General features: G+C 66.8%; 16 protein-coding genes and 1 tRNA gene. 8 read left to right on the top strand and 9 right to left on the bottom strand.

From position 1 onward, the window contains the following. Positions 1-4: 4 nt before the first annotated feature. Genes pstB through phoR form a run of 4 tightly spaced genes read left to right on the top strand, consistent with a single transcriptional unit; the run spans position 5 to position 3686 of the window. Entirely contained in the window at positions 5-853 is an 849-nt protein-coding gene (gene pstB / locus DID99_RS23450) for a phosphate ABC transporter ATP-binding protein PstB (RefSeq protein ID WP_124487588.1), read from the top strand. A gap of 18 nt (positions 854-871) precedes the next feature. Then, positions 872-1576, top strand: a complete 705-nt coding sequence (phoU, locus tag DID99_RS23445) for a phosphate signaling complex protein PhoU (protein ID WP_044844888.1) — start codon at positions 872-874, stop codon at positions 1574-1576. A gap of 31 nt (positions 1577-1607) precedes the next feature. Continuing rightward, positions 1608-2309, top strand: a complete 702-nt coding sequence (phoB, locus tag DID99_RS23440) for a phosphate regulon transcriptional regulator PhoB (RefSeq protein WP_006750313.1) — start codon at positions 1608-1610, stop codon at positions 2307-2309. 57 nt (positions 2310-2366) lie between these two features. Next, complete coding sequence (gene phoR / locus DID99_RS23435) at positions 2367-3686, top strand: phosphate regulon sensor histidine kinase PhoR (protein ID WP_044844887.1); 1320 nt, start codon at positions 2367-2369, stop codon at positions 3684-3686. 115 nt (positions 3687-3801) lie between these two features. On the opposite strand, the gene ppk1 is transcribed toward phoR, so the two are convergent. After that, on the bottom strand, positions 3802-5865 hold the full coding sequence (gene ppk1 / locus DID99_RS23430) for a polyphosphate kinase 1 (RefSeq protein WP_124667605.1): 2064 nt from the start codon (positions 5863-5865) through the stop codon (positions 3802-3804). Positions 5866-6144: 279 nt separating this feature from the next. Here ppk1 and ppx point away from each other — a divergent pair, with 279 nt between their 5' ends. Further along, a complete protein-coding gene (gene ppx, locus DID99_RS23425) occupies positions 6145-7662 on the top strand; it encodes an exopolyphosphatase (RefSeq protein ID WP_124487590.1) in 1518 nt (505 codons plus the stop codon). A 52-nt stretch (positions 7663-7714) separates the two neighbouring features. On the opposite strand, the gene DID99_RS23420 is transcribed toward ppx, so the two are convergent. Together DID99_RS23420 and DID99_RS23415 are read right to left on the bottom strand one after the other, a co-directional pair. Next, positions 7715-8164, bottom strand: coding sequence for a hypothetical protein (locus DID99_RS23420; protein WP_124667604.1), 450 nt, complete (start codon positions 8162-8164; stop codon positions 7715-7717). A gap of 154 nt (positions 8165-8318) precedes the next feature. Beyond that, positions 8319-8395, bottom strand: a tRNA-Pro gene (locus DID99_RS23415). 163 nt (positions 8396-8558) lie between these two features. Here DID99_RS23415 and sixA point away from each other — a divergent pair. Both sixA and DID99_RS23405 read left to right on the top strand, forming a co-directional pair. Next, positions 8559-9020 (top strand): phosphohistidine phosphatase SixA, encoded by a 462-nt coding sequence (gene sixA / locus DID99_RS23410; protein ID WP_044844883.1) that lies wholly within the window; start codon positions 8559-8561, stop codon positions 9018-9020. Between the two features lie 159 nt (positions 9021-9179). Further along, a complete protein-coding gene (locus tag DID99_RS23405) occupies positions 9180-9986 on the top strand; it encodes a GNAT family N-acetyltransferase (protein WP_044844882.1) in 807 nt (268 codons plus the stop codon). Between the two features lie 208 nt (positions 9987-10194). Here DID99_RS23405 and DID99_RS37370 read toward each other — a convergent pair whose 3' ends face one another. Further along, entirely contained in the window at positions 10195-10365 is a 171-nt protein-coding gene (locus DID99_RS37370) for a hypothetical protein (protein ID WP_014897413.1), read from the bottom strand. Between the two features lie 135 nt (positions 10366-10500). Here DID99_RS37370 and DID99_RS23400 point away from each other — a divergent pair, with 135 nt between their 5' ends. Further along, positions 10501-10686 (top strand): hypothetical protein, encoded by a 186-nt coding sequence (locus DID99_RS23400; protein ID WP_124487592.1) that lies wholly within the window; start codon positions 10501-10503, stop codon positions 10684-10686. Between the two features lie 25 nt (positions 10687-10711). On the opposite strand, the gene DID99_RS23395 is transcribed toward DID99_RS23400, so the two are convergent. From DID99_RS23395 to DID99_RS23375, 5 genes are all read right to left on the bottom strand, one after another. Next, on the bottom strand, positions 10712-12082 hold the full coding sequence (locus DID99_RS23395; RefSeq protein WP_124667603.1) for an MATE family efflux transporter: 1371 nt from the start codon (positions 12080-12082) through the stop codon (positions 10712-10714). A gap of 10 nt (positions 12083-12092) precedes the next feature. Continuing rightward, on the bottom strand, positions 12093-12419 hold the full coding sequence (locus DID99_RS23390) for a DUF2288 domain-containing protein (protein ID WP_012363583.1): 327 nt from the start codon (positions 12417-12419) through the stop codon (positions 12093-12095). An 83-nt stretch (positions 12420-12502) separates the two neighbouring features. After that, on the bottom strand, positions 12503-14122 hold the full coding sequence (locus DID99_RS23385; RefSeq protein ID WP_124571570.1) for an acyl-CoA synthetase: 1620 nt from the start codon (positions 14120-14122) through the stop codon (positions 12503-12505). Positions 14123-14506: 384 nt separating this feature from the next. Then, entirely contained in the window at positions 14507-15199 is a 693-nt protein-coding gene (locus DID99_RS23380) for a peptidoglycan DD-metalloendopeptidase family protein (protein WP_124487595.1), read from the bottom strand. Positions 15200-15332: 133 nt separating this feature from the next. Continuing rightward, complete coding sequence (locus DID99_RS23375; RefSeq protein ID WP_124667602.1) at positions 15333-16244, bottom strand: aldose epimerase; 912 nt, start codon at positions 16242-16244, stop codon at positions 15333-15335. Between the last annotated feature and the right edge of the window lie 189 nt (positions 16245-16433).

The raw sequence follows: 16433 nt of genomic DNA, 5'->3' as shown, positions 1-16433 counted from the left end.
TCCGATGAATATGGCAGAAAGCCACCTGAATCCCGTCGAGCGCACCGCTGCGCCCGCCGGCACGCACGATGCGTCGCATGGCCGTCCGCTGGCGCCACTGAACGCGAAGATCGAGGTCAACAACCTCAACTTCTTCTACAACAAGTTCCACGCGCTGAAGAACATCAACCTGCGCATTCCCGAAGGGAAGGTGACGGCGTTCATCGGCCCGTCGGGCTGCGGCAAGTCGACGCTCTTGCGCACGTTCAACAAGATGTTCGCGCTCTATCCGGAGCAGCGCGCCGAAGGCGAAATCCTGATGGACGGCGAGAACCTGCTGACCACCAAGCGCGACATCTCGCTGCTGCGTGCGCGGATCGGCATGGTGTTCCAGAAGCCGACCCCGTTCCCGATGTCGATCTACGACAACATCGCGTTCGGCGTGAAGATGTTCGAAAAGCTCACGCGCTCGGAGATGGACGATCGCGTCGAGTGGGCGCTGACGAAGGCCGCGCTGTGGAACGAAGTGAAGGACAAGCTGAACCAGAGCGGCTACGGTCTGTCGGGCGGCCAGCAGCAGCGTCTGTGCATCGCGCGCGGCATCGCGATCCGTCCGGAAGTGCTGCTGCTCGACGAGCCGTGCTCGGCGCTCGACCCGATCTCGACGGGCCGCATCGAGGAACTGATCGCGGAGCTGAAGAGCGACTACACGGTCGTGATCGTCACGCACAACATGCAGCAGGCCGCGCGCTGCTCGGACTTCACGGCCTACATGTACCTGGGCGAGCTGATCGAATTCGGCGAAACCGAAAAGATCTTCATCAAGCCGGTGCGCAAGGAAACGGAAGACTACATCACCGGCCGTTTCGGCTGATGACGGAGAACCACAACCATGTCGGATAAACATCTGTCGAGCCAGTTCGACGCGGACCTGAATGCCGTGTCGTCGAAAGTGCTGGAAATGGGCGGGCTCGTCGAGTCGCAGATCGTCGGCGCGATGCATGCGCTGAACGAATTCGACCGCGATGCGGCCGAGAAGGTGATCGCGGCCGAGGAAACGCTGAACGCGATGGAAGTCGACATCGACCAGGAGTGCGGCAACATCATCGCGCGGAGGCAGCCGGCCGCGCGCGACCTGCGTCTTCTGATGTCGATTTCGAAAACGATTACGAACCTCGAGCGCGCCGGCGACGAGGCCGAGAAGATCGCGAAGCGCGTGCGCCGCCTGATCGAAGAACCGGCCGCGCGTGCGGTGAACATCGCCGAGATCAAGGTGTCGGGCGAGATGGCCGTGACGATCCTGCGCCGCGCGCTCGACGCGTTCGCGCGCCTCGATACGGTGGCGGCCGCGCAGATCGTCAAGGACGACAAGGAAATCGACCTCGAATTCCGCGCGTTCGTGCGCAAGCTCGTGTCGTACATGCAGGAAGATCCGCGCACGATCTCGGTCGGCCTCGAGTATCTGTTCATCGCGAAGGCGATCGAACGGATCGGCGACCACGCGAAGAACATCGCCGAATTCATCATCTACATCGTGAAGGGCACCGACGTGCGGCACCAGCCGCGCGACACGCTCGATCGCGAAGCCAACAGTTAATCGACTCCGTATAGGAAGAACAGAGGTGCCGATGCCCAGCAACATTCTCGTCGTCGAAGATGAGCCAGCGATTTCCGAACTGATCTCGGTGAATCTCCAGCATGCCGGTCACTGCCCGATCCGCGCGTACAACGCGGAGCAGGCGCAGAACCTGATCAGCGACGTGCTGCCCGATCTCGTGCTGCTCGACTGGATGCTGCCGGGCAAGTCCGGCATCGCGTTCGCGCGCGACCTGCGCAACAACGAACGGACCAAGCACATCCCGATCATCATGCTGACCGCGCGCGGCGACGAGCAGGACAAGGTGCTCGGCCTCGAGATCGGCGCGGACGACTACGTGACGAAGCCGTTCTCGCCGAAGGAACTGATGGCGCGCATCAAGGCCGTGCTGCGCCGCCGCGCGCCGCAACTGACCGAGGACGTCGTGTCGATCAACGGGCTGCGCCTCGATCCGGCCACGCATCGGGTCGCCGCGCACGGCGACGGCAGCGAGATCAAGCTCGATCTCGGCCCGACCGAATTCCGCCTGCTGCATTTCTTCATGACGCATCCGGAGCGCGTGCACAGCCGCACGCAACTGCTCGACCAGGTCTGGGGCGATCATGTGTTCGTCGAGGAACGCACCGTCGACGTCCATATCAAACGATTGCGCGCGGCCTTGAAACCGGCCGGCTGCGATGCGATGATCGAGACCGTGCGCGGCAGCGGCTACCGGCTCGCCAAGCACGCGTAACGTATCCGGACATGCCGTGTGCCGCGGCATGCCGTTCATTCTTTCGGACGCTGAATCATGAACATCATCTGGGCGCGCTTTCTGGTGTCGCTCGTGCTGCTCGTGCTGATCAGCGTATTGGTCGGCGTATTCGCCGGCCCGACCGCGGCCCTCGGGTTCGCGGTCGTGATGCTGGTCGCGCAGGGCTTCTTCAGCACCTTCCATACGCAACGCCTGTGGCGTCTGCTCGATGCGCCCGTCTATGGCGAGGTGCCGAGCGCACCGGGCATCTGGGGCGAAATCTACTACCGGCTGCACAAGCTCGCGAAGCAGTGGCATGCGCAGGTGCGCCAGGTCGAGCAGCAGCATTCGCGCTTCATCCAGGCGATCCAGGCGTCGCCGAATGGCGTCGCGATGCTCGACGACCATGACCAGATCGAGTGGTGCAACGCGATCGCCGAGGTGCACTTCGGCCTCGATGCGAAGCGCGACCTGCGCCAGCACATCACGAACCTGGTGCGTCATCCGGAGTTCGTTCGTTACCTGAACGCGCAGCATTACGACGAGACGCTCGTGATGCGCGGGATGGGCGACTCGCGGCAGAACGTGCTGGAAGTGCAGGTGTTCCCATACGGCGAGAACCGCAAGCTGCTGCTCACGCAGGACATCACGGAGCTCGAGCGGACCGACGCGATGCGGCGCGACTTCGTCGCGAACGTGTCGCACGAACTGAAGACGCCGCTCACCGTGCTGTCGGGCTTCCTCGAGACGATGCGCGAACTGCCGCTGAACGAGGAAGATCGCGCGCGCTATCTCGAGATGATGGAGCAGCAGGCGTCGCGGATGCGGCACATCGTCACCGACCTGCTGGTGCTCGCGAAGCTCGAGGGCGAAAGCAAGCCGCCGATGGATCACGCGATCGACATGCGTGCCGTGTTCGACCATCTGAAGGAAGATGCGCAGACGCTGTCGAACGGGCATCACGAGATCGCGTTCGCGATCGACGAGACGCTCGGCGTGACGGGCGCGCAGACCGAAGTGTTCAGTGCGTTCGCGAATCTCGTGACCAACGCGATCCGCTATACGCCGGACGGCGGCAAGATTTTCGTGTCGTGGCGGCGCGAGGGCGCGCAGGGCGTGTTCTCCGTCACCGACAGCGGCTTCGGCATTCCGGCCGCCGACCTGCCGCGGCTGACCGAACGCTTCTACCGCGTGGACCGCAGCCGCTCGCGCGATACGGGCGGCACGGGGCTCGGCCTCGCGATCGTCAAGCACGTGCTGCAGCGGCACGACTCGCACCTGTACGTGCAGAGCGAGGAAGGGCGCGGCAGCACGTTCACCGCGCGCTTCCCGGGCTCGCGGATTATCGCGATCCGGCCGGCCGCGTTCGAGGCGTGAGCGCGTCACGCGAAGCGGTGCCTCACGTCGGCACCCCGGCGGAATGAAAAAAGCACAGCCCTCGGGCTGTGCTTTTTTGCTTGTTACGCGGCACGCGAAACCGCGCGCCGTATGTCTACGAACAGAACTTCGCGAGCAGCCCGAGTTGCGCATTGCGGATCGTCTTGCCCGCGCGCCGCCGGCGGTAGTGGCCGTCGCTGAGCATCTGCCAGGCCGACTGGTTGTCGCCGAGACAGACCGACAGCCCTTCGGCGATCACGCGGCGCTTCAGCTTGCGCTCGCGGATCGGGAACGCGACTTCGACGCGGCGGAACAGGTTGCGGTCCATCCAGTCGGCGCTCGACAGATACACGTCTTCGGCGCCGCCCGCGTGGAAATAGTAGATGCGGTGGTGTTCGAGGAAGCGCCCGACGATCGAGCGCACCGTGATGTTGTCCGACAGCCCCGGCACGCCCGGCTTCAGCGCGCACACGCCGCGCACGATCAGGTCGACCTTCACGCCGGCCTGCGACGCTTCGTACAGCGCGGCGATCACCGACGGCTCCAGCAGCGCGTTCATCTTCGCGACCACGCGCGCGCGCTTGCCGGCGCGTGCATTGTCGATCTCCGCGCGGATCGATTCGATGATGCGCGGATGCAGCGTGAACGGCGACTGCCACAGCTCGTGCAGCGTGAGCTCGCCGCCGATCCCGGTCAGCTGCTGGAACACGTGATGGACGTCCTCGCAGATCTTCTGGTCGGCCGTCATCAGCCCGAAGTCGGTGTAGAGGCGGGCGGTGCGCGGATGATAGTTGCCGGTGCCGAGGTGCACGTAGCGGCGCAGCGACGCGTTGCCGTTCTGCACGACGCGCCGCACGATCAGCATCATCTTCGCGTGGCACTTGTGGCCGACCACGCCGTACACGACGTGCGCGCCGACGGCTTCGAGCTGCGACGCCCAGTTGATGTTGGTTTCCTCGTCGAAGCGCGCGAGCAGCTCGACGACGACGGTCACTTCCTTGCCGTTGCGCGCGGCTTCCATCAGCGCGTCCATCAGCGGCGAATCGGTGCCGGTGCGATAGATCGTCTGCTTGATCGCGACGACGCTCGGGTCCTTCGCGGCCTGCTGCAGCAGTTCGAGCACCGGCTGGAAGCTCTCGTACGGGTGATGCAGCAGGATGTCGCCGTCGTCGATCGCGTCGAACATCGTCGGCGCGTTCGCGATCGCGGGCGGGATCGATGCGGTGAACGGCGCGAACTTCAGGTCGGGTCGATCGACGAGATCGGGGATCTGCATCAGCCGCACGAGGTTCACGGAGCCGGACACGCGGTAGCAGTCCTTCTCGCCGAGCAGGCTTTCCTCGAGCAGGCGTCGCACGATATGCGTGGGCGTATCGGCCGACACTTCGAGCCGTACCGCATTGCCGAGGTGGCGCGCGGGCAGTTCGCCCTGCAGCGCGACGCGCAGGTTGGTGATTTCGTCCTCGTCGACGAACAGCTCGCTGTTGCGCGTGATGCGGAACTGGTTGCAGCTCTTCACGACCAGTTGCGGGAACAGTTCGCCGACGAAGCGTTGCATGAACGAGCTGAGCAGCACGAAGCCGTGCTCGAAGCCCGACAGCGCCTGCGGCATGCGCACGACGCGCGGCAGCGCGCGCGGCGCCTGCACGATGCCCATCACCGCCTGGCGGCCGAACGCGTCGCGGCCTTCGAGCTCGACGACAAAGTTCAGGCTCTTGTTCAGCACGCGCGGGAACGGATGCGCGGGATCGAGGCCGATCGGCGTCAGCACCGGCAGCAGTTCGTCGAGGAAGTAGCGGCGCGCCCATTCGAGCTGCTCGTCGTTCCACGAGTCGCTCGCGTGGAAGTAGATGCCTTCCTGTTCGAGCGCGGGGAGCACGGTTTCGTGCAGCATCGTGTACTGGCGGTGCACGAGCCGCTGCGCGCGCTCGACGACGAGATCGTAAGCGTGCTGCAGCGACATGCCGTCGGGCGTCAGGGCGCCCGGGTTGTCGCGGATCTGTTCCTGGAGGCCGGCCATCCGGACTTCGAAGAACTCGTCGAGGTTGCTGCTGGTGATGCAGATGAAGCGCAGTCGCTCGAGCAACGGAATGTGCGGGTCGGCTGCCTGGGCCAGCACGCGCTCGTTGAAGCCGAGGATGCCGAGTTCACGATTGAGAAGCGGATAGCGGACGGACATCGGCAGAGTAGGGGGTGATTCGGGCGATGATTCGAAAGGACGCTCGGAAACTCTCACGGTACGATGACGTGCTGATGACAATAATGTATTTATATCGGGAAATTCTACGCTTGAACCGATTCGTCTCATAAATGTTTCGGCCATATACTTTCTACCCGAGTACATGCCCGTGAAGCGTGGCAATGGCAAGCGTTCCACGCTTAAAATATCGCCTTTGATTGATCGTCCAGCGAGGCCGGAGCGGCTGCCGCGGGCGAACGCGCACGGAGCCCCCTTCTGATGGTTACATCCCCCCACTTGCTGGCTGCCGTGGATCTCGGCTCGAACAGCTTCCGGCTGATCGTCGGGCGCGTCGAGGAAACGCCGGCGGGCAGCCAGATCTATCCCGTCGATGCGCTGCGCGAGCCGGTTCGACTGGCCGCGGGGCTGTCGAGCGACAAGATGCTCGATCGCGCGTCGCAGGAACGTGGCTGGGAGGCGCTCAAGCGGTTCGGCGAGCGCCTGCGCGATTTCCATCCCGATCATGTGCGCGCGGTGGCGACCAACACGCTGCGCGTCGCGAAGAACGCGGGCGAATTCCTCGGCGAAGCCGAAGCGGCGCTCGGTTTTCCGATCGAAGTGATCGCGGGTCGCGAAGAGGCGCGCCTGATCTATGCGGGTGCCGCGCATTCGGTGCCGGCGAGCGCGGGCAAGCGGCTCGTCGTCGACATCGGCGGCGGCTCGACCGAATTCATCATCGGCTCGCACTACACGCCGCTCGTGATGGAGAGCCTCTACATCGGCTGCGTGAGCCATAGCCGGGCATTCTTCCCGGCCGGCAACGTCGACGAATACACGATGCGGCAGGCCGAACTCGCGGCCAAGCGCGAGATTCAGATCATTTCCAGCGAGTACAAGAAGGCCGGATGGGACCAGGCGATCGGTTCGTCGGGCACCGCGCGTGCGCTCGCGGAGCTCGTCGAGGCGAACGGCTTCAACGACGCCGGCATCACGCACGGCATTTCGCGCGGCGGGCTCGAACGCCTGAAGCGCGCGCTGATCAAGGCCGAGAACGTGAACCGGCTGAAGCTGATCGCGCTGAAACCCGATCGCGTGCCGGTGCTTGCCGGCGGCCTCGCGATCATGCTCGCGGTATTCGAGGAACTGGGTGTCGACTACGTCGACACCACCGACGGCGCGCTGCGTCTCGGCGTGCTGTACGACCTGCTCGGCCGGGCCCAGCACGAGGACATGCGTGCGGTGACCGTCGAGGGTTTCACGCGCCGCTACGGCGTCGATCGCGCGCAGGCCGGGCGGATCGCCGCACTGGCGGTGCGGTTCTACGACGAACTCGAGGCGTCCGACGACGAAGAAGCGCGCGAGGAAGGCCGGATGTTCCTCGGCTGGGCCGCCGCGCTGCACGAGATCGGCCTGTCGATCTCGCACAGCTCGTATCACAAGCATTCCGCGTATATCGCCAGCAACGCCGACATGCCGGGCTTCTCGCGCACGGACCAGGCGCGCCTCGCCGCGCTCGTGCTCGGGCATGCGGGCAAGCTCGGCAAGCTGTCGCAGGCGCGCGACGTCGAATGGCCGCTGCTGTTTTGCCTGCGGCTCGCCGCGCTGCTGTGCCGGCGCCGGACCGATGCCGGGCTGCCGGACATTTCCGTGTCGCAGATGAAGAAGGGCGGGTATGAAGTGCGCCTGCCGAGCGCATGGGTCGAGCAGAACCCGTTGACCGACTACAGCCTCAGCCAGGAAGCGGCCGAGTGGGAGAAGGTCGGGATTCCGTATCGCGTGGTTTATACGGGCGCGTAACGAGACGCTACCGAGGGCGCGGCGCGCTCGCGCCGCTTGCCTCGCGGCGTGCTCAGTCGGAGCACACGATCGCCGTCAGGAACGGGAACGCCTGCTTGACGGTGGCGTCGCTGCCGGCATTGCGAACGGCCTGCTCGACCGCACTCTTCGTGCCGCGTACCACGACGCCGTACGCCCATTTGCCGATCGGCGTGCCGTCGCCCGGCTGGAAGATCGGATCGTTCGCCTGGTAGCCGAGCACGACGTAGACGCCGAAGCCGTAGGCGGTCAGCGGATGGTTCGTGCGGAACGCGTTCACCGAATTCGCTTCGACGTGCATCGGCTCCGACTCGATGTCGCCGGCCGCGAGCAGCGGCGCGACGAACTTGTGGCCGTTCGAATGGCAGTTGAGCGCGTCGTCGAGCGACTTGGCCGACGCGGCGCCGGACGCGCCGAGGGTGCCGAATGCGCCGATTGCGAGCAGCGCGCCGAGCAGGGTGGTCTTGAAAACTTGGTTTTTCATGCGCGGTTGCGGGTTGGGTCGCGGACATTATCGCGTGTTCCCGCAAGATTCGTGCGCGGGCTCTGCATGGGGCGGCAGCGGTTGAGAAGGCGCACGGCGGAGCAAACGAAAAAGGGCTGCAAGCGCGATGGCTTGCAACCCTTATCGTGTATCGTGGTCGGAGCGAAAGGATTCGAACCTTCGACCCTCTGATCCCAAATCAGATGCGCTACCAGGCTGCGCTACGCTCCGACGAGCCAAAGATTCTATCGTCTAATGGGTGGCCGGGTCAATCACGTTTTGCATACGGCGCACATCATCACGAACCGCTCGCGATTGGCGACAATTCGAAGTGTGATCGTCCGGCCCGCGGGTGGTCGGCCGAACCATTCGTCGAAGCATGGAAGGAGACATCATGATGAACCTGATCCTGTGGCGCCACGCCGAAGCCGAAGACTACGCGGCAAACGACCTCGCACGCCAGTTGACGGCCCGCGGGCGCAAGGAAGCGCAGGCCATGGCCAAATGGCTGCGCAGCCGGCTCGAGTCGAACAGCGTGATCCTCGCGAGCCCGGCGGCGCGCACCGTGCAGACGGTCGAGGCGCTGACCGACCAGTACCGGACCGTCGATGCGCTCGCGCCGGGCGGCAGCGTCGACGACGTGCTGGCCGCCGCCGGCTGGCCGGACGGCATCGCGCCGACGGTCGTGATCGTCGGACACCAGCCGACGCTCGGCAGCGTCGCGGCGCAATTGATGGCCGGCAACGACGACAGCTGGAGCATCAAGAAGGGCGGCATCGTGTGGCTCGCGAGCCGCACGCGCGACGGCAACCATCAGGCCGTACTGCGCGCGGTACTGACGCCGGAGCTGGCCTGAAGGGGTTTGCGGGCTTTGATCATACGGTTTCGCAAGCTTTCTGCTAAAGTCAATTCGGCGACACGTCATTGAAAGGACACGGTCGTGCCACAGAACGGTAACGACCGGTTACTACATTGGCTGGCATGTCGTCCTATTCCTTACGATCAGGAAAGCCTAATGCGAGAACTGCCGACGCCTACGCTCCCTTTTGCCTCGCTTCCCCTCGACACGACGCGGCGTCACCTGCCGCGCGCTGCTGAAACCGTCACATCCGAGTACCGTCTGCGTGCCGCCTGGGCGCGCACGGAAGACGAACTGCGCGAGGCCCAACGCCTGCGCTACACCGTGTTCGCCGAAGAGATGGGCGCGCAGGTCAGCGGTCCGTCCGGTCTCGACGTCGATCCGTTCGATGCCTACTGCGACCACCTGCTGGTGCGCGATCTCGACACGCTGAAGGTGGTCGGTACGTACCGCGTGCTGCCGCCGCACGAGGCCGCGCGGGTCGGCCGCCTGTATGCCGAAGGCGAATTCGACCTGTCGCGCCTTACGCACCTGCGCGGCAAGATGGTCGAGGTCGGCCGCTCGTGCGTGCACAGCGACTACCGCAGCGGCGCCGTCATCATGGCGCTGTGGGGCGGTCTCGGCGCATACATGATGCAAAACGGCTACGAGACGATGCTCGGCTGCGCGAGCGTATCGATGGCCGACGGCGGCCATTACGCGGCGAACCTGTATCAGTCGCTGCCGGCGAACGCGCTGACGGCGCCGGAATACCGTGCGTTCCCGCATACGGCGCTGCCGGTCGACGAACTGCAGACGGGCACCGTCGTCGCGCCGCCGCCGCTGATCAAGGGCTATCTGCGTCTCGGCGCGAAGATTTGCGGCGCGCCGGCGTGGGATCCCGATTTCAACTGCGCGGATTTCCTGACGCTGTTCCGGCTGTCGGACATTAACGCCCGCTACGCCCGGCACTTCCTGGGCTGAGCCATCCCGATCGCGGCGCGCTGCTCCAGGCGCGCGCAAGCGAACGCCGTCGCGCGGCAGGTTGTCGCGCGACGGCGTTCGACCATTCCGAGGATGTTGTCTTATCCGACCCTGTTAATTCGAGCGATATGCGCCAACCACCGTGCGGGTGGGCGCACGTTTGGAGCGGGCCCCGCGCGCGGCGGCCCGGACGACACGGCGGGCTTGCCTAGTGCTTGCGCCGCCAGTCGAGCAGATGGTGTTCGGCCATCCAGTGATGGATCATCCCTTCGCCGCCATGGTTGCGCTTGTATTCGCGCGACTCGAAATAGGACAGGGCGACGAGCACCATCAGGCCGATGAACAGGCCGATCAGGCCGGCAATCTCTTCAGACGACATGGCTGCCTCCTTTCAACGGCACAGCGCCATGGATTCATATTAGGACACGCGCGGGACGATCCCTAACCCGGAATTCCGCTAGACTCGGCGCGGTCCTGGCGCGCGATGGGCGCGCCGTTTTACGGAGCCTTCCCGATGACCCGTTTCATGCTGGCCGTGCTGGCCGCGTCCATTCTTGCCGGCTGTGCCAGCGATCCCCGCCAGGCCCGTCGCGGCCACCCGCCACAAGATCCGGCCGATTACCACGGTGTGCCGACCGACATGACGCCGCCGTCGATGCTCGGCGAGCCGGCGCCGTCGGCACCCGCAGCCGTGCAGTGACGATGGCGGCAGGCCTTCGCGGCCGTCAGGTGCCGGCCGCGGCCGCGTCGGCGCCGATTCGCCGCGTCAGCGCCGGCAGGTAGCGCGCGAGCGTCGCGCCGCGCGCGACCATGAACAGCAGCAGCGCGAACCACAGCCCGTGATTGCCGAACGGGCTGACGGCCGCCAGCGTCGCGGCGATGAAGATCGCGAACGACGCGACCATCGCACGCATCAGCGATTGCGTCTGCGTTGCGCCGATGAACACGCCGTCGAGCAGGAATCCCCACACGGACACGATCGGCGAGACCGCCGCCCAGGGCAGGTAGCGCAGCGCGACCGCGCGGATCTCGGCCTGGTCGGTCAGCCGCGCGACGATCCAGCCGCCCGCGACCCAGTAGACGAGCGCGAACAGCAGCGCGCCGAGCGCGGACCACAGCAGCGTGACGCGCACGGCCTGCCGGAAGGCGGCGCGGTCGCGCGCGCCGGCGGCGGCGCCGACGAGCGCCTCGGCCGCATGCGCGAAACCGTCGAGTCCGTAGGCCATGAAGGTCTGGAAATTCAGTAGCAGTGCGTTGGCCGCGAGCGTCGCGTCGCCCTGTCTGGCGCCGAGATGCGCGAACCAGCCGAACGCGCCGAGCAGGCACAGCGTGCGCAGGAAGATGTCGCGATTGAGCGCGATCAGCCGCTTGAGTGCCGTACGGTCCGCGAGCGCCCGCGCGGCCAGTGGCGCGAGGCCGCGCGGCCGCAGCCGCCACAGCATCCAGGCGCCGAGCGCGAAGCCGCATGCGTCGGCGGTCGCGGTCGCCGCACCGATTCCGGCGATGCCCCAGCCGAAGCCGTACACGTAGAGCAGCACGGCACCGATATTCACCGCGTTGATGAAGACCTGCGCGACGAGCGCGAGCCGTACGCGTTGCACGCCGAGCAGGTAGCCGAGCACGACGTAGTTCGCGAGCGCGAACGGCGCGCTCCAGATCCGTGCGTGGCCATAGGCCAGCGCCGTCGCGCGCACGGCCTCGCTGCCGCCCAGCGCGGTCAGCGCGAACGACAGCAGCGGCACCTGCAGCGCGAGCACGGCGGTGCCGAGCGCGAACGCGACGATCAGCGCGCGCAACACGTTCAGCCGGATGCCGGCGGCGTCGCCGGCGCCGTGCGCCTGCGCGACGAGGCCGGTCGTGCCCATGCGCAGGAAGCCGAAGCCCCAGAACACGAAATTGAAGAACAGCCCGCCGAGGGCGACGCCGCCGAGATACTGCGTGCCGTCGAGGTGGCCGGCGACGGCCGTGTCGACCGCGCCGAGGATCGGCTGGGTCAGGTTCGCGAGGACGATCGGGAAGGCGAGCGCAAGGACGCGCCGGTGCGAGACGGCGGCCGACCCGGTGCCGGCCCCGTGCGGTAATGCGGATTCGGACATGGCGAACGCGTCAGGCGCGTTCCTGCACGCAGACCCACGGCGACACGACGACCGCCCACAGCTCCGGATTGCGCGCAGCGAAGTCGGCGGCGGTTTCCGCCGGCATGCGTGCGACGAGGCCGGACGACAGCCAGCGCGTGACCTGTTGCGCGTCGTCGCCGGCGATCGCTTCCGCGACGCTCACGAGATCGAGATCGCGTGCAACCGACAGCAGCTTGCCCTGTGCGAAGAAGCGCTCGAGATCGCACCAGTCGATCTTGGCGGTTTCGCCCAGGAGTTTGGCGTAAAGCGGGCTGTGCGACGCGCCCGCGGCGGATTCGTGTTGGTGGGAGGACATCGGTTGTGTGCTGGAAAGACTGCGTGGCGCCACTATAAACCATCCGGGCGCGCGGCCGGCCGCCCGGTACGGCCACGACCGTTTCAGGCGTCGCGCAACGCGCGCCGCACGATCTTGCCGGTCGGCGTCATCGGCAGGCCGTCGACGAACGCGATCGCGCGCGGGTACTCGTGCGCGGCCAGGCGCGTGCGCACGTGCGCCTGCAGCGCCTGCACGAGCGCGTCGTCGCCGACGTGGCCGGGGTTCAGCACGACGAACGCCTTGACGATCTCGGTGCGCGTCGGGTCGGGGACGCCGACGACGGCCGCCATCCGTACCGCCGGATGCGTGAGCAGGCAGTCCTCGATCGGCCCCGGGCCGATCCGGTAGCCGGCGCTCGTGATCACGTCGTCGTCGCGGCCGACGAAGCGCACGAAACCGTCGGCGTCGATCGTGCCGGTGTCGCCGGTGAGCAGGTAGTCGCCCGCGAACTTGTCGCGCGTGGCGGCGGGATTGCGCCAGTATTCGATAAACATCACCGGGTCGGGGCGGCGCACCGCGATGCGCCCCTCGACGCCGGGCGGCAGCGGCGTACCGTGCTCGTCGACGATCGCGACCGCGTGGCCGGGCACGGCCTTGCCGATCGCACCGGGCTGCGCATCGAACAGCGCCGCGCACGACGACAGCACCATGTTGCATTCGGTCTGTCCGTAGAACTCGTTGATCGTCACGCCGAGCGCGTCGCGCCCCCAGGCCGTCAGCCCGGTGCCGAGGGATTCTCCACCGCTTGCGACCGATTTCAGCGACAGCGCATGGCGCTCGCGCGGCGCCGGCACCGCGCGCATCAGCTTCAGCGCGGTGGGCGGCAGGAACGCGTGGGTCACGCCGTGCCGCGCCATCAGCGCGAACGCGGCTTCGCCGTCGAACTTCTCGAAGCGGCGCGCCAGCACGGGCACGCCGTGATGCCATGACGGCAGCAGCACGTCGAGCAGCCCGCCGATCCATGCCCAGTCGGCGGGCGTCCAAAACAGGCGTGCGTCGCGCGGGAAGCATTGCTGCGACATCTCGACGCCCGGCAGATGGCCCAGCAGCACGCGATGCGCATGGAGCGCGCCTTTCGGCTTGCCGGTCGTCCCGGACGTGTAGATGATCACCGCCGGATCGTCGGCCGCGGTGTCCGCCGGCACGAAGTCCGGCGATTCGGCGGCGAGCGCGGCGTCGAAGCGCTGCACGCCGGGGGCGTCGGGTGCATCGTCGCCGATGCAGTAGCACGTGCGCAGCATCGGCAGTTGCGCGCGCAGCGGCGCGATCTTCGCGTAACCGGCTGCGTCGGTGACGAGCGCGGCGGCTTCGCTGTTCGCGAGCCGGTATTCGAGTGCGTCGGCGCCGAACAGCGTGAACAGCGGCACCGCGATCGCGCCGAGCTTGTACGCGGCGAGATGCGCGATCGCTGTTTCCGGACCCTGTGCGAGGAAGATCGCGATCCGGTCGCCGCGTTGCAAACCTGCCCGCGCGAGGCTGTTCGCGAAACGGTTAGAAGCATTCTTCAGGTCGTCGAACGTGAGGCGCGACACGTCGCCTTGCGCCGTTTCGTGGATCAGCGCGAGCCGTCCGCTGCCGTCGGCCCACTTGTCGCAGACGTCCACGCCGATGTTGTAACGGGCCGGAACGTCCCACCGGAAGCGGGCGAGCAGGTCGTCGTAGCGGTCGGCGGCGGGCAGCATGCGAGTCTCCTTGGCGTCGATCGTCGGCATCGGTCGATAGATTACATCGGCATTTCACGCGACCGAAACCACAATGGCGTCTGATAGATAGGGAATGTGCGGACTCGTGCAACGGGTGCGGCTCAGTGCACGATTCCGTCATGACGCATAAGATCACGACAAAACAGTGATATGACCATGGATTTGCTTCTGATAGCTGCGGGGTTCAGCCTCTTCGGAATCGGGGCGCTGGTGGCGTTCGCCAGCCGCGTCGATCCGCTGTCCGGCCGGTTCACCGGCCGTCTGCGCAAGCGCTGACACAACCTTCCCGTTCTCCCTCGCGACGACATGCGATGCGTGCCGGCATCGCGTGTCGTCCGTCGTCTGCCGTCGACGCTGGCGCGCTCAGCGCGCCGGCAGGTAGCGTGCCGGATCGATCGAGCGGCCACCGTAGCGCAGCTCGAAGTGCAGCGCGGTGCGATCGCTGTCGCTGTTGCCCATCTCCGCGATCGTCTGCCCCTGCGTGACCGGCTGGCCTTCCTTCACGAGCAGCGCGCGGTTGTGCGCGTAGGCCGTCAGGTAATCGGCGTTGTGCTTGAGGATGATCAGGTTGCCGTAGCCGCGCAATCCGTTGCCCGCATAGACGACGGTGCCCGGCGCGGCGGCCAGCACCGGCGTGCCCGCAGCGTTCGCGATATCGATGCCCTTGGATTTCGAGCCGTCGAAGCTGCGCACCACGTTGCCGGCGGCCGGCCAGATCAGTGCGATGCTGGTGGCCGGCTTGACCGCCGATTCGACCGGCGCGGAAGGCGCGGGGCGGCTGCGGCCCGCGCTGCCGGTGCCGGTGGTCGACGCCGTCGTCGTGCCGGGCGGCGGCGCGACCCGCAGCACCTGGCCGACTTCGATCGCGTCGGGGTTCGTGATCTGGTTCCAGCGCACGATGTTGGCCGTCGACGTGCGATTCTCGCGCGCGATCTTGTAGAGCGTGTCGCCGCGCTCGACGCGGTAGTAACCCGGGCCGACGGGAGCGGAGCCGCACGCGACGAGCAGCGCGGCGCAGGCGGCCGCGAAGAGCCGCTTCGTTGTTGTTCCGATCATTGAACCTCGCAAAACCCTGCCGCGCGCGACGCGGCAGGCGATACAAAACGTCCGATTTTAACGGGTTCGACCCGCGCACCGCAGTTTCGGGCCGCGGGCGCGGCCGGCGCGCACCGGTTCGGCGCGGCCGGTGTCAGCCGGCGAGCGGCAGCACGCGAATCCGCAGCGTGGCCGTTTCCGTCGCGCCCGGCGCGAGCATGCGCAGCCCGAGGCCGTTGTGGATCGCGTCCGGCAGGCCGAGCCAAGGCTCGACGCAGTAGAAGTCCGAGTCAGGTTTTTCCGTCCAGGTCGTGACCGCGTACCACGGGATCGAGCCCGGTACGTCGAGCGCGATCTCGATCGTGCGGCGGCGGCCCGGCATCACGATGCGTACCGGCGCGGACGGCGCGCCGTCGAGACAGTGGAAGCGGTCGAGGATGTCCGGATCGCCGAGGCTGTACGACGCTGCGCCGGGCTCGAGCGGGCTGATCGAGCCGTCGGCGCGCTGCATGCAGCGGCGCGTCGGCGGCAGCTCGAGCGTGGTTGCCGCGCGCTCGCCGTGCGGCAGCGCGAAATAGAAATGATGGCCCGCGTAGTAGGGCAGCGGCGTGTCGCCGCGATTGGTCGTGGTGAGCGCGACGTCGAGCGTGTGCGCATCGGCGAGCCGGTAGGTCGTCTCGAACCGGAAATCGAACGGATAGCTGTCGCGCAGCGCGTCGTTCGCGTCGAGCGTCATCGACAGTGCGGCGCCGTCGGCCGACGGCCGTGCCGCGAACGGCAGGTCGCGCGCGAAGCCGTGCATCGGCAGGTCGCGGACCACGCCGGCGGCATCGCGCCAGCGGCCCAGTTCGCCGTCGACGCGATGGCGGCCGAGGAACGGAAACAGCAGCGGATTGCCGCCGCGCACGCGCGCGAGGTTGCTCCAGTCGGCCGCGTCCGGCCAGAAAATGACCGGCTCGCCGTCGACGTGCCACGACAGCAGGCGGCCGCCGAATTGCGGGGCGACCCGGACGAGCGACGGACCGGCGTGGAGTTCATGAATGTCGTGCTGCTGGAAGATCGGCATGGCGAATCGGTATGAACGGGTGGGCGGGGTGCGCGATGGCGCGCTCCATTATCGGGTTGCGAGGCGGTCGGGGAAAACCCTTCTCGGGGAAATTGCGAGTTTTTCAACCTGCCGACGGTCTGGATAATGCCTCTAAACCGGTGATGTTGCCGGGTCATGACACTTCGTGGAGGGGGCCATGGATCTGGC

This window comes from Burkholderia sp. Bp8986 (assembly GCF_003854225.1).
In the GTDB taxonomy this organism is placed as follows: Bacteria; Pseudomonadota; Gammaproteobacteria; order Burkholderiales; family Burkholderiaceae; genus Burkholderia.
This window is presented reverse-complemented; position numbering and strand designations above follow the sequence as displayed.